This is a genomic window from Candidatus Zixiibacteriota bacterium (assembly GCA_020853795.1).
Classification (GTDB): Bacteria; Zixibacteria; MSB-5A5; order CAIYYT01; family CAIYYT01; genus JADJGC01.
Genome location: JADYYF010000043.1, coordinates 1 through 13,943 on the forward strand (window position 1 = coordinate 1; position 13,943 = coordinate 13,943).

Consider the following 13,943-nt stretch of genomic DNA (forward strand, 5'->3'; position numbering starts at 1 on the left):
CTGCTGTAAGAGACGCATTTGCACCAACGGACAGGCTTCCGCCTATCGTAGTGGCAATTGCTGTTGTGGCGGAACACGTTCCCGCCAGCGTGAGGTTACCGTTGATGGTGCTCACATTGGTGATAGTTTTGGCGCCGCTTCCACTCAGGGTCAGATGGTGATAGGTGGTGGGCTTCACCGTCTGCGCCGCCCCGCTGTAGTTGACCGTGTTCGGGCCGGCACTGGCCGTGAGTGTGGTGATACCCGAAGTCCCACCGATGTTGAGCATCGCATAGGCACTATTGGTGAGGGTGCCGCTCCCAGCAAGTGCAGTGCTTACATTCAGTGAACCATTGTTGGCAACCGTTCCAGTTACAGTGAGATTGGGAATCGTAACGGCATTGACACCGCCGATAGCCTTCGCGGCGCCGGCAAAGGTATACACGCCTGTGCCTGCAATGAAGTTGCCGTCGTTCTGAAGATTGCCCGCAATACTTACTGCCGCGTTGCCGGAGGCATTGTTCCAGAGGCCGCCACTACTGATGATGACGTTGTTTGTGAACGTCTTGGCACCGGTTGCAGAGGTGATCGAGAGCGTGCCGTTCACGCTGGTGGAGCCGGAAACTGTGAGCGCATAAGGGCCAACTGAAAAGTTGCCGGTCATAACGGCTAGATCACCACCTATCGTAGTCGTGCCGGTGAGGGTCACGCCGCCGGAAGTATTATTGATGGCGACGTTATTATAGGTTGTATACGCACCCAGGGTCTGCGCTGCGCTGCCGTTGAAGTTAATTGTACCGGTTCCGCCGGTAACGAGTGTGCCGCCGTTTTCAAAGTTGCCGGCGATGTTGACTGTGCCGGCGTCGGTAGAGATGAATTGTGCTTGAGCTGCTGTCCCCGTGAAGGCGATGGACCCAGTGACGGTAATGATGCCGGTGCTGACGCTGACAACGCAGTTGCGTCCGGCGGTGGCGCTGCCGGGAATGGTGATACTCGCAGCGTTGAGTGTGCCAGCGCCAACGCCGATCGTAGAGGTACCAGAAGTTGGCGCAGTCATGGTGATGGAGCCGCTAGTCACCAGCCGTGCCCCGGCATTTACAAAGATGCCGTTGGTTCCGCTCGCGTTCTCGGCGATGGTGATGGTGGCGGCAGCGACATCGACAGCCACGATAATGGTATGGGAGCTGGCAATCGTCACGTTGTCGCCGGCAATGGGGGGGACACCTCCAATCCACGTGGTCCCTGCGTCCCAGTTGCCGCTTTGTGCCGAGGCGATGTTGGCGGCCTGCGTGTCGGCTGCAGCAAGTGCGATGAACACTGCGCACAGGATAACAAGCAATAGATTTCTGATTTGCCGCACTCGAACTCGGCGGGTAAATCCGGGACCTGGCTTCGATTCGGAAGCGCCCCGCGCACGGTGGCGAAGAACAAGCAGCCGGCAGCACCCCTCCGGATCGGCAACTGTTTGAAAACGGTGGAAAGTGCCGTGATTTGCCATCTACACTTCGAGCTCCACTTCAATAGTGCGTGGACGACCGCAGACTCAGATGATGATTGGCGAGTTGGTACTGGCAGCACGGCCCCTCGGCAGGGAACGTCGTGTCAGTGCTAGAGTCAGCACTGGTGGGTCATTCCATCCTTAATGCGTCAATTGATTAATATCGGCTTGGTTGGATCTTTCTTCAGTGGGGAGGACTGCCTGAGCTTCTGCTGAAATGATCCGAATGGCAGCCGATTTGAATGTCGTCCAGACTTTCTGAAGTTGGATGGCTCAGGACTAAGGGATGAAACGAACTACGGCAATCGGACTTCTGATGTCCGGTTTTCTTAGTTGTCCTTCCTCCACGTGCTCAGAGATATGCAAGTTCCGCTCTTCCCTCACGATGTACCATGCACTTTTTCGGCAGCCTCTTCGATCGAAACACAATTACTGCGACAGCCCACGTGAGTTACTCACTTGGAAAGCCTCGATGGGGTCTCGGACAACGGACTTAATGGTGGACAATCAACCCTTTCTGAACTATGCTACATTGCAACCGAAGCAAAACGACGATGACTTCATAAAGCCGAAGGGTACCTGTGAAGCGACTGATTCAGACTGCTGTATTCTTTTGGGCAACAGTTTTCTGGTGGGATTCATGCTACTCAACCCCTGAGACCTCTGTCCGAGGAACGAGAGCAGGCTCCGTGCTGAAGCTGATCTGGCAGAGTGAACTTGCCGCTGCTGCCGACAGCGGCTACCGGATCGTCTCTGAAGAGAGTCGCAACCCTCTGGGATACTTTCTCCTGGGCATGGTCTATTACTCAATCTCCACTCAGTTTCGAACCGACCGCTATCTTGACTCGGTCACCTGGAATCTGGACCGGGCGATTGAATTGGCCAAGGTGCGAGTCGACACAGTTGGCGCTCCCGCGGAGTCGTACTTCCTGCTTGGATCAGCCTATGGTTGTCGCGCGCTCTATCGTTCGATGCACGGGGGTTGGTGGGGTGCGTTTAGAGACGGCCATCACAGTTGCGTCAATCTGGAAGAGGCATATCGCAATGACAGTTCACTTACCGACGCGCTAATGGGAATCGGCGCTTATCACTACTGGAAGTCCGCGAAATCGAAGTCCATTACCTGGCTTCCCTTTGTTGGTGACAAACGCGAGAAAGGATTAGCGGAGCTACGCCGGGCGATTGACGCACAAGGCATGATGTCGCCCAATGCGTACCGCGCATTGCTACCCATTTACTATCACGAAAAACGATATGAAGACGCGCTGTTGCTCAGCGACACGCTTGCGGCCGCAGGACTGTTCGACACAAATTGCCAGCTCCACGCGATACGTTGCCTGATTGAGCTCGAAAAATGGGATCGGGCCGAGGAATTGCTTCTTGAAGTCAGGGTCAAATGGGAAGCATCGCCGTATGCCGATAGTTGCAGCTTCAGCGAGCTGCAGCTTCTCCAGGCACAAATTCTCGCCGGAAGCGGGCATGTTAGCCAGGCGCGTACTCTCTTAAAGAACTTGCTTCAGCTTAAAGACGCGTGCGATCATGACGCCTATTTCCAAGACACGCGATCCAGAGCCAATAAGGTCCTGCGCCAATTGAGCTGAAACCCGGAAATTACCCCGATAACGGACAAGATTGTCCTTGCTACTTTCGCTGGGCCGAACGTAAGTTAGAGTCATCATCTGTGAACTGAATGACGTCTGAAAATCACCAACAACTCCTCGTGCTCGGCTCGTCGGTGTGATCTAGAGCGAAGGACTAGCCTTCATGGCTGTTGCAGTCGGTGAAGTTTCGAGTAGAAAAGAGCTGGACCGGTTCCTTAAGTTCCCATGGCAAATCTACGGGAACGATCGCGATTGGGTTCCTCCGCTCCTGAGCCAGATTCGTCGCGAACTTGACCCCGATAGCAATCCCTTCTGGAAAAACAGCGACCGGAAGCTGTTCTGCGCCTACGACACCGACAATCGGCTGTTGGGTCGGGTAGTGGCGATTCACAATCTCGTTCACAATCGTCGCTGCAATGAAGCCCAGGGCTTCTTCGGATATTTTGAGTGCGTTGATCAGAGCGAGGTTGCTCAGTCGCTGACCGCCGCCGCGCGATCGTACCTGCGAGAATGTGGTTGCACGCGTATGATCGGCCCGGTGAATCCGAGCACCAATTCGGAGTCCGGACTCCTGCTCGGTGGCCACTCGGGCCGAGCAACGTTTATGACCAACCATTGTCCGGAGTATTATCATCGCCTCCTTGTGGCCTGCGGCTTCGTCAAGGCGATGGATACTTACAGTTATCGCGCGGAATCTACGCATGAATTCCCCGGAAAATACGAGCGGGTGCTCAAGCGCATCCTGAAGAATCCTGCGATCGAGTTGCGAGCATTCAGTCGCACACATTCGCAGCATGACATTACCATCATCGGAGAACTCTACAACGCGTCTTTTGTGGATACCTGGGGCTTTGTGCCAATGAACGACGAGGAGGCACAGGCACTGGCAGAGTCTTTTCTGCCTTTTGCCGACCTGGAGTTGGTTTGGATCGCTTACTACCGGGGCGAACCGGCCGGATTCATTCTCGGCTTGCCTGATCTCAACGAGATTCTCCCTGCGCTCAATGGCCGGCTGTTCCCGTTTGGAATCTTCGCCTTACTTGCCAGACGAAGGCGGATCTCGAATATGCGCGTTCTTGCCTTCGGCGTATTGCCAAAATACCGCTCCATTGGAATCGAAGCTGCGCTCGTTATGAAGGAACGCGAGCGGATAGTAACCAGGCCTTATCGGCATGCTGAGTTTTCCGTTGTCATGGAGAACAACAGCCGCATGCGCAGTTTGATTAGCGCGTTCGGCTTTCAACCTTATCGGAGCTACCGCATCTACCAACAGCCGATTGGTTAGCTGGGAAGGCAATCGATGACCATTCAGGATAAATGCCGGGTACTGCTCATCGCGCCGACGGCGCTGGATTTCTCCGGTCGTCCGATTAAGGAGAAACGACTGCACCTGCCGGGCTTGACGCTGCCCATGCTTGCCGCGATCACCCCGGGAGAGTGCGAAGTTCGGTTGATCTATGAGACAGTTGAAGACATCCCATTTGACGAACCCTGGGACATTGTCGGCGTTACGAGTATGGGATCGGGAATCGTCCGCGCCTGGCAAATCTGCGACCAATTCCGCGCCAAGGGAGTTAAGACTGTAATTGGCGGCATTGGCGCCAGTCTTGGCGAGCCGGATTGGTCGCTAACTCACGCCGACGCTGTCGTCCAGGGCGAAGGAGAATCCACTTGGCCCGAGGTTGTTCGCGATGCCATCGCCGGAAAAATGCGGCACATCTACAGGACCGAGTCGTTGGCATCGATAGCTGACCTCCCGGTTCCACGCTATGACCTGATGAACAGAAGAGTACTGGGGTTCTGGCGACCTGTGCAAGCGACTCGCGGCTGTCCCTACTCCTGTTCCTTCTGTTCCGTAACTTCATTTTTCTCCAACACCTACCGCAAGCGACCAGTCCCCGACGTCCTGCGGGATGTGCGCGCGGCGCGGGAATCTGGCTCGCGTTATATTGCCTTCATCGACGATAATCTTACCGCTGATTTCGACTACTGCGCCGAGTTGTTTGAGGCTTTGATTCCCCAAAGGATTATCTGGATGAGTCAGGCATCACTGCAAATCAGTGAGAACATACCGCTCCTGAAACTGGCACATCGCAGCGGCTGCCGATTGCTCTCATTCGGCATTGAGTCACTCAACCTGGACAGCTTGGAAATGATCGCAAAAAGTTGGAATCAACCAACGCGCTATCACCAGGCCGTGAAGACGCTACGAGCATGCGGGATCGAAGTGTCGACCGAAATGATTCTCGGACTCGACGGTGACGACGAAGCTACCTTCGAGCGCACCTATCGCTTCATCATGGAAGCGAAAATTGCCGTCCCACGCGTTCATATCCTGACTCCGGTGCCGGGAACTCCCTTGTTCGCCCGGCTGCAGCAGAGCAATCGCATCACTAACACAAACTTCGCCGACTATACCGGCGGCAAGGCGGTGTTCCAACCTGCTGGATTGGATCCCGATGTTCTTGAAAGCAGCTACTGGCAACTCTATCGGCGGCTCTTCAGTTGGACAGCGATTTTGCGCCGAGTTTGGCCGAACTCTGCGCGCCTCGGGCCCTATATGCGGGCCGTCGTTTGGATATCGAATATCCGGTACCATTTCCATATCAAGCGTCGGATCTCTCCGGGGATACTATAGAGGGAATAGCTTCTATGCGCCTGCTTTTGATCCGACCGCCAATACCTCGGCATACTATCGGCCTCAAACATCTTATGATCTGCGAGCCGCTTGAACTCGAGTACGTAGCCGCGGGCATCACGGATCATCACGTCCAGATCTTTGACATGATCTTGGAGCGCAACCTCTCTCGCCGCCTCCAGGAATTCAATCCGGACGTGGTCGGAACAAGTTGTTACATCAACGGCGTCAATGAGGTGAAGAAGATCTGTCATACCGTGAAGATGTGGAAACCGGAGTGCGCCACGATCGTTGGCGGTGTCCAGGCTTCTCTGGCACCCGAGGACTTCAACGACCTCGCCATCAATTGCATAGTCCTCGGCGACGGGACCTCGATTATGCCGGAAATCATGTCTGCGCTCGAAGCGGGCATTCCATTCGATGCAATCCCGGGAGTGGCGATCCCGCAGGCTGACCAGTCCCTCCGCCGGACTGCGCCCCGCGAGTATCTACCGGCGAATCCAAGCTGCCTGCCGTTTCCGCGCCGTGACCTGATCGGACACCTACAGCATCGCTACTACTATTTGTTCCACCAGCCGGTCGCGCTGGTGAAAACGACCTGGGGGTGTTGGTATCAGTGCAACTTCTGCGTCACCTGGCGAATCACCGGAGGTCGACCGTTTTCTCGTGACCCCGAGTCGATCGTCGATGAGATTGAGCGCATCCCCCAGAAAGAGATTTACATCGTTGATGATATCTTTCTTTTTGACCCGAGCCGACTGGCAGCCACCGGTGATCTTCTCCGACGTCGCGGAATCAGAAAGAATTTCCTCGTCTACGGACGCGCGGATTTCATTGTCGCCCACGAAGAGATCATCCGGCAATGGAGCGACCTGGGTTTGAAAGCCGTGATCGTCGGCCTCGAGGCGGCAACCGATCATGAGCTGAAGGAAATGAATAAACAGTCAACGACCGAGATGAATCGCCAAGCGGTTGAGATCCTGCGGCGTAATCACGTCGATATCTACGCTTCTTTCATCACGGGAAATGACTATCAGCCCAGCGATTGGGATCGTCTTAATCGCTTCATTCAAGCAAACGGTATTTATTATGTCAATATCTCACCGCAGACACCGATGCCGGGATCGCCGATCTGGCCGCGCTATGCGAAAAATCTCACCGTGCCGCGGTCGGCTCACGGGCTGTGGGACCTCACACATCCAGTTGTCCCTACCCGTGTTCCGTTGCGTGATTACTATCGCGCGATGATTCGCACTTACGCGAGGACCGTCTTGAATGTTCGACGCGCAGCTCGGCTGACGCTGCGGACACGTCCGCCCGTGTGGTCACGGAAATACCTGCGACTGTGGGTAGGCGCGGTTAAGATCTACCTGCAACTACGACGGGCACATCATCATCACGAGCTGGATGAAATCCAGAAAGCGCAGGTCTCCACGCCAGAGATGGGACATGCCCATGTCCTCCAACCTCAGAGTTCACCGCAAAATTGCCGCTTCGAAACACAAGACCCGCCAGACCCTTTCAAAGGATACTTTCACGCAGAACCCGGTCCGTCCGAGAGTGACTCGATCGTCGGCAATCTGCCTGCAGCTCAGACTTGGTTCAGAATCTTTCGCTGGGGCGTTCCGCGCGGGCTCTATACGTATCAACAGCCGATGGTCGGTAGATCCGGACCGCACGTCCGGATTGGAAAGCGGACACTGATCAACGCCTCGTCATACGACTACCTTGGCCTCATTGGTCACCCGGGGATCGAGCAAGCTGCGCAGGAAGCCATTCGTACCTACGGCACCGGAACCGGCGGTGTTCGTCTGCTAATCGGTACTTGTGAACTCCATCGGCAGCTTGAGGAGCAGTTGTCAAGCCTCAAGAAGACCGAAGAGAGCATTACGTACAGCTCGGGCTATGTTGCGAACCTGGCCGTCATATCTTCGATGCTCGGACCTGGCGATCTGGTCGTTGCCGACGAACGGATCCATCGCAGTGTTATCGATGCATGTCGGCTTGGTCACATTCCTATCCGCACCTTCGCTCACAATGATCCTTCGGCGCTCGATGAAATTCTATGTCGCCGCAAGAGTCGAAACGTCTTGGTTGTGATCGAAGGACTTTACTCCATGGACGGAGATTCCCCGCCCCTCGCCGATATTGTTGCCGTCAAGAATCGTCACGACGTGCGGCTGATGGTAGATGAAGCTCATTCCCTGGGTGTGCTCGGGCCGACCGGCAGGGGAATTGATGAAGAACTGGGAGTGCCGGCTTACGCGGTGGACATTTGGATGGGCTCTCTCAGCAAGGCGTTCCCCTCTAACGGCGGGTTTGTCGCGGGGGGGCGCGAATTGATCTATTTCCTCCAGCACGGTTCTGCCCCTTTCATGTTCTCCGCGGCCGTAACACCGGCCTCAGCCGCAGCGGCCCTCGAATCGCTCAACGTACTTCGCCGGGAGCCCGAACGCTTGGCCCGGGTGCATCGTAATGCAGAGCAGCTTCGCGATGGGCTGCGCGGGCTCGGGTTCAACCTTGGGCTGTCGCGATCGCCGATCATCCCCGTCCTGCTCGGTGGCGACAAACAGGCGTACGAAGCGGCACGAACTCTCTATGACCAGGGCATCCTCGCAACGGCAATCGTCAGTCCGGCGGTGAAGACCGGCACCGCGCGACTTCGCCTCTGTGCCACCGCGGCAATGGATCAAGCGTGCGTCGATTCGATTCTCACCGCCTTCGGCGTGCTGCGCCGCAAGAGTCAACAGCACGCGCTGGATTCAATCTGAAAATGGATTCGCAGAATTCTATTCCCACATCGGCGAGCGGCGAAGAATCACGACCCCGCTTGCAAGTCCACGTTCACCGCTCCATTACCGAGATCGCGGAATCGCTTTGGGATTCTGTCAGCGCACCATATGGCCTTGCCAATACCCACCGCTTCCTCACCGCCCTCGAATGCTCTCGTGTCGAGATGGCCGACTATTGGTATCTTCTCATCCACCTGGAGGACGAACTTGTGGGTACCGCGGTCATCGCAAGTTTCACGGTGTCCCTCGATCTGCTCAATTCTGGTCTGCACAAGGTTGTCCTCCCGGTGCGGCGGCTGCGGCCCGGGTTCTTGAAAGTACGAATCCTGTTCAGCGGTACACCTATCTCAATTGGAAGGCACAATATTTGTTCCAAGTATCAGTGGCTGGACGAAGCCATTGTCGAGCAGGTTGCACAGTGCATGGACGAAATTGCCGAGTCAGAGAGAATCAACATTTTGTGCGCCAAGGAGTTTCCGGCACAAAGCCTGAGTCGGTTCGAGCCGTTCGCGAAAAGTGGGTTCTTTCTGGCGAAGAGCATGCCGCGAGTGTGCATGACGATCACGTGGCCGGACTTCGGGACGTATCTTTCGAGTATGCGCGCCGGCTATCGGCGCCAGATAACTGCAAGCTTGCGTAAAGCCGAGTGGAAACAGCTCCGCCCGGAGTTTGAAAACGGGAGCAAGGCCAACACGGCTGCCACTCTTCTCCACCTGGAGCATCCGTCACGGCAAGTAGCACCGATATTCGCAGCTCTGTATGCCCAGACTATTTCGCGAACAGAAACGAAGCTGGAAATACTCAATGAGCAGTTCTTCTCGCTACTGTTTGAGAAGTGCTCCGTGGATCTGGAGTTGCTCACTCTGAGGCGCAAGGACGAGATAATTGGAGCAGCCCTGTTAACTACCCATGAACAAACATTGCACTTTCTTCTCGCCGGAATCGATTACTCTTTGCGCGACCGGTATGACACCTATTTCAACCTGCTCAGCGGCATTGTCGCACTAGCATTCAGCCGCAACTGTGGAATTGTCGATCTTGGACAGACCTCATATCACGCCAAAATGCGGCTGGGCGGGGAACTCGAGGAGATGTTCTTCTTCCTTAAGGCACGCGGTCGCATTGTCCACGCTTTGCTTCGTGCCTCGCGTCGACTCCTCTTTCCAGGCGTCGCGGTTGATCCCAGACATGTATTTCACGACATGGCATCTCTGCCGAAGGTTGAAGGCGCCAATCATTAGGCCCGCTGGTCTTCCGAATTTGCGACCGACCAATTCCTACGTACTCCCGAATCCACCGCCTGCCACCAATCGTGCGAGAACAGCTACTCTGCCGTGAGGTGCTCCCCTGTCGGTTCTCTCAATGCTTCCGGTTTACGATCTAACGGGGGCGTCGCCGTCCATTGATCAAGGCACCGATCGGTGTCGCGCGGACGAAGCGTTCATACGTTAGTAGACAAACCGACAACGTGGCTATGAGCACCGTCGCGAATTTCAGTGCCGCGGGAACTCGCCAATTGACCAGTAGGATCTGAAGCCAGACAACTGAGGGAAGATGAACGAGATAGCACCAATAAGAGGAATCAGCAATATAGCGCCAGAATCGGCTGGGCCTATTGCCGTACCGAACGAAGAGCCCCATGATCCCATACACGAAGAACCAGGTCGACAGTGAGGCGAAGACAGCCGACAGCACATGGCACTCGCTGTTTCCTTTGATTAACCATGCCACACACGCTAAATGAATTGCGAGGAACGTGACTCCGAGCACAACTCGCGTCCATGCCCCCGATGCGAAGCTCCACAGGTAATGCCTGCGATGGTAGAGCCACCAGCCAAACAGAAAGAAGACGAAATCAGCAAGCAGCGTTGACGGCGGTCGAGCAAACGTTGCGGGAGTCTCAAGCATACCAAGCTTCGTCGGCAGGAGCGATAACGTTGTCACAGCGACGAGAACTAGAAAGCCCCACGAGCTTTGGAGCAGCTGATCAAACCTCCGCCAGCTGCTGTCTACCCATGGGATGAGCGTAGGCTGCGGCAGTTGCACCATGAGCAACATGGCACCATAGTACAAGAGCAGATCAAACAGGAACCAGAGGTGGAAGAGCTGGAGATTCGACAGGCCATTTTGGCTCATCAGCCACGATATCAATCCGAGCGGCGTGCGAGAGCCCGGTTCAAGTTGGATTAGAGCGAACGGGGCAAGGATGAACGGGGTCAGCAGCACCCAGAATGTGATTAGGGGAATTGCGATCCTCTGCGTCCGATTCCGAAGAAATTCGCGCGCGCCTCGCTCGCAGTAAAGCTTCGCACCGAAAAAGCCGGTCATTGCGAACAGCAACGGTAAGCGGAACGTGTGGATCAACACTACCACAATATCGAAGGCGATGTGTGTGGAGTGGTCCTTGAATGGCCAGACATCACCGAGAGGGGTGACCATGTACGCAACCGCCGAGTGCAAGACAATCAGGAGCATCAGCAAGATACCCCTCAAGTTGTCAAAGGCGTGGTATCGTTCCACGCTTGCGTCATGCGGTTCTTGTCGGTGCCCAGCCATTTCAGTGTTGTTTGAAGCCATATTGCGAGAAATACATACTCATCCTGGCATCGTTTGTCTATAATTTATCAAGTCCTGTATGTTTGCGCATATCTTAGAAAGTCCGCCCTCGCCGTTGTGGCATCTCCGGCAATCCCTGAAAGAACCTGGAGAATCCCAGCGCAAGTTGCTGCAAACCATGGTTTGTCAGGCAAAAGACACCGTCTGGGGACGCATGTTCGGGTTCGCGGATTTGGAAAAGTCCCCCGATCTCATACGGGAGTTTCACTGCCGTGTCCCTTTGTCCGACTACATTGATTTGGCACCGTACATTGACCGCGTAGTCCATGGCGAACCGGATGTGACGTGGCCCGGCTGTCCGGTAGCATTCGCTGTTTCCGGGGGCACACGCTCAGGCGGACGAGTCCTTCCCTTGTCTCGGGCTACAATGGCATGTCTTTCCCGGAGTAGCTTGCTCCCCGGCCTCTGCTACATCTCCAGCAAGTGTGGCGGGTGGACGATCTTGAAAGGTAGGATCCTGAGCCTGCCCGGCGGCATTGAGGCTGGGTCCGTGCAGGGTACAGTTGCTGGTGAAGTCAGCGGGCTGCTGGCGTACTACGCTCCGCGCCTGCTGTCGTACCGGCTTCAAGCGTTGCCGCGGCACCTCATGCTGATGGAGGACTGGGAATCGAAGCTGCGTGAATCAGTGCGAATCGCTGTGCGCAAGGATGTGCGCGCTTTCGCCATGGTCCCGAGCTGGGCACCGCTTTTTCTTGAGCGCGTGCGCCAAGTTGTAGGCACGGCAACGGTATTGGAAGCCGTGACCAGGATCTGGCCCAACTTCAAAGTGTTCTTCTCGGGCGGTGTTGCTCTCAGCTCCTTTCGTTCGGTTCTCCAGTCCTACCTTGGAGCATCCGTTGATTTCATCGAGTCCTACTCTGCGTCGGAAGGTCTGTTTGCCTTTCAGGATCGTTGTGACGATGACAGTCTGCTCGTGAACTTGATCGGCGGCGTGTTCTTCGAGTTTGTTCGCCTTGGCGACGAACACTCATCGCGCCCGGCGCGACACACGATTGAAACCCTTGAACCGGGAGTCGATTACATCATCTACGTCACCAATTTGAGCGGGCTTTGGAGTCTCTGCGTTGGGGATATTGTGCGGTTCGTTTCAATCGACCCCCCTCGCCTGCGCGTGATCGGGCGAGTGGGGGAGATGCTGGACCGCTATGGCGACGCAACCAGCGCGGATCACGCCCGCCGAGTGATCGCTGCCGCCGACAAAACGTGCCGCGCAAAATGCCTGGGCTTCCATCTGACCTACGCTGATCCGGTCGAATTGAAGATTCCGCGTCACCATTGGGTGCTCGAATTCGATACGATACCCGACAACATTATAGCCTACGCGCGGTCGCTCGACGAATTTATGCAGCAGCTGAATGGGCGCTACCGTACTCGACGCGAGCCGGGAGCAATGGCCGCTCCAATTATCACGACCGTCCCGCTCGGGACCTGTGCCGCGTATCTCCGAGGTGCGCGAAAACGACTCAGCGGTCAGAGCAAGCTCGTCAACGTCTCTGAAGATCGCAGCATCGCCGACAGCCTCTTACGTCAAGCTCGCGAAATCGACCCGACGCGTGTTCGGACTGTCTGCCTTGAATGACCGGCAGCCTTCAACATCGCCTTAACGTCGCCCCTGCTGAGTCCGCTTCTGGCAGTACGTCTTGTGTACTCATTCCGATCAGAACGTCACTGGTACAACCCGATTATCGCCCACCTGGCCGATTCGGAAGTACTTCGAAAAAGTGCCTGCTCGGGATTTCAACCAAGAAACTAATAATCGGTAACCAGCAATCTGCGCGCCACTGACTCTCCACAGTGCTGAAATTGGTCGTACGCCGCCGCCGCCTGTGCGCGAATCTCGCTGCGACTCTTGCCTGTCGCCCATGACTCAACGGCTGCTTTCAGAGTGTACGCCTCAGGTGCCATCAGCCCCGTCGTCCAGAGAATCGGATCGGCTCGGAGCGCCGTCAGGTGGCTGTGGAAGTAGCTCTTACTGACGCAGGCAAGAATGATCGCCGGAAGACCCGTGCTGTCTCCGTGCAAACCCTGAACGGGCACATCGAAATCCATGAGGCCGTTGTGCCCGATGTAGGCTGCCATGTCTATACGAATCCCCCTGTCGCTCTCTGGACCCGAAGGCCCAGCAGCGGGAATTGGTACCTTTGCCCTGCGTCCGGCCACCGTGGCAAGAAAATCGGTGACAGCCTCGCGGATTCGCTCCCCCTTGTAAGCATCAGCGATCAGATACAGTTTGTGGACTTTGTGCTGGAAAATACAGCGTTGGAGCACGGTGTCCGTCCTGACTGACTCGACCCTGGCGATGAGACGCCATTGTCTGTCTCGAGCAAAATACGTGCGGACACCGTAAGCCGCGCCCCAGTAGAGATTGTTGTCCAGATCTTCCCCGTTGCCGAGACGCGCCGACACGGGCACGATTCCTTGATGCTCGTTGTCGGCCAGGGCCACGAAGACGTGTACGACCCGCGTCGTGTCTGCGGCTTCGCACGTCGTCATGCGTGCCATCTCCAAAACGACAATCAGAGCCATTACGGCAACCTTCAGGTTCACGACTCCTCCAAACCTCGGCAATTCAGAACCGTCGATACTGCTGTGCTTGGCGGAATTGCGGTGCGATCCGAACTAACCCCCTATGGCTCACACGCCGCGCACGGCACCGGCCCGCCGGCGAAGATGTAGTAGATCAAATAGACGGCATCGGAAATCGTCACCAATCCGCTGCAGTCGGCATCCCCGCGAATCACCGGAACCGGTGCCGGTCCGCCGGCGAAGATGTAATTGATCAAGTATACCGCATCCGAGATGCTGATACTCCCCGAGCC

At 56.0% G+C, this 13,943-nt stretch carries 11 protein-coding genes; 6 read left to right on the forward strand and 5 right to left on the reverse strand.

Annotated elements, in window-relative coordinates; all coding sequences use genetic code 11:
• Positions 1-1,477: hypothetical protein (locus tag IT585_02795; GenBank protein ID MCC6962155.1), on the reverse strand; the 1,477-nt coding region annotated here is incomplete at its 3' end.
• Positions 1,478-2,166: 689 nt separating this feature from the next.
• Here IT585_02795 and IT585_02800 point away from each other — a divergent pair.
• A complete protein-coding gene (locus IT585_02800; GenBank protein MCC6962156.1) occupies positions 2,167-3,078 on the forward strand; it encodes a hypothetical protein in 912 nt (303 codons plus the stop codon).
• 154 nt (positions 3,079-3,232) lie between these two features.
• On the opposite strand, the gene IT585_02805 is transcribed toward IT585_02800, so the two are convergent.
• Positions 3,233-3,694 (reverse strand): hypothetical protein, encoded by a 462-nt coding sequence (locus IT585_02805; protein ID MCC6962157.1) that lies wholly within the window; start codon positions 3,692-3,694, stop codon positions 3,233-3,235.
• On the opposite strand from IT585_02805, the gene IT585_02810 reads away from it, so the two are divergent.
• From IT585_02810 to IT585_02825, 4 genes are read left to right on the forward strand one after another with little or no spacing between them, the layout of a single operon-like run.
• A complete protein-coding gene (locus tag IT585_02810) occupies positions 3,683-4,363 on the forward strand; it encodes a hypothetical protein (GenBank protein ID MCC6962158.1) in 681 nt (226 codons plus the stop codon). The two genes, IT585_02805 and IT585_02810, sit on opposite strands and share 12 nt — an antisense overlap.
• Positions 4,364-4,378: 15 nt before the next feature.
• Positions 4,379-5,716, forward strand: a complete 1,338-nt coding sequence (locus tag IT585_02815) for a B12-binding domain-containing radical SAM protein (protein ID MCC6962159.1) — start codon at positions 4,379-4,381, stop codon at positions 5,714-5,716.
• Positions 5,717-5,730: 14 nt separating this feature from the next.
• Positions 5,731-8,487, forward strand: coding sequence for an aminotransferase class I/II-fold pyridoxal phosphate-dependent enzyme (locus IT585_02820; protein MCC6962160.1), 2,757 nt, complete (start codon positions 5,731-5,733; stop codon positions 8,485-8,487).
• 2 nt (positions 8,488-8,489) lie between these two features.
• Positions 8,490-9,749: a GNAT family N-acetyltransferase gene (locus tag IT585_02825; protein ID MCC6962161.1), complete on the forward strand. Its 1,260-nt coding sequence runs from the start codon at positions 8,490-8,492 to the stop codon at positions 9,747-9,749.
• Between the two features lie 139 nt (positions 9,750-9,888).
• Here the strand turns inward: IT585_02825 and IT585_02830 are convergent, their stop codons facing one another.
• Entirely contained in the window at positions 9,889-10,989 is a 1,101-nt protein-coding gene (locus tag IT585_02830) for an acyltransferase family protein (protein MCC6962162.1), read from the reverse strand.
• A 526-nt stretch (positions 10,990-11,515) separates the two neighbouring features.
• Between IT585_02830 and IT585_02835 the strand changes: the two genes are divergently transcribed.
• Positions 11,516-12,703 (forward strand): GH3 auxin-responsive promoter family protein, encoded by a 1,188-nt coding sequence (locus tag IT585_02835; GenBank protein MCC6962163.1) that lies wholly within the window; start codon positions 11,516-11,518, stop codon positions 12,701-12,703.
• A gap of 170 nt (positions 12,704-12,873) precedes the next feature.
• Here the strand turns inward: IT585_02835 and IT585_02840 are convergent, their stop codons facing one another.
• The gene (locus IT585_02840; protein ID MCC6962164.1) at positions 12,874-13,671 is read right to left on the reverse strand and encodes a hypothetical protein; all 798 of its coding nucleotides are present in this window, start codon (positions 13,669-13,671) and stop codon (positions 12,874-12,876) included.
• Between the two features lie 80 nt (positions 13,672-13,751).
• Positions 13,752-13,943 (reverse strand): hypothetical protein (locus tag IT585_02845; protein ID MCC6962165.1); only part of this gene is annotated, 192 nt, incomplete at its 5' end.

Coding starts and splice junctions, on each gene's coding strand:
- IT585_02810 (MCC6962158.1), top strand. CDS start 3,683: ATGACCAACCATTGTCCGGAGTATTATCATCGCCTCCTTGTGGCCTGC.
- IT585_02805 (MCC6962157.1), bottom strand. CDS start 3,694: ATGGTTGGTCATAAACGTTGCTCGGCCCGAGTGGCCACCGAGCAGGAG.
- IT585_02815 (MCC6962159.1), top strand. CDS start 4,379: ATGACCATTCAGGATAAATGCCGGGTACTGCTCATCGCGCCGACGGCG.
- IT585_02820 (MCC6962160.1), top strand. CDS start 5,731: ATGCGCCTGCTTTTGATCCGACCGCCAATACCTCGGCATACTATCGGC.
- IT585_02825 (MCC6962161.1), top strand. CDS start 8,490: ATGGATTCGCAGAATTCTATTCCCACATCGGCGAGCGGCGAAGAATCA.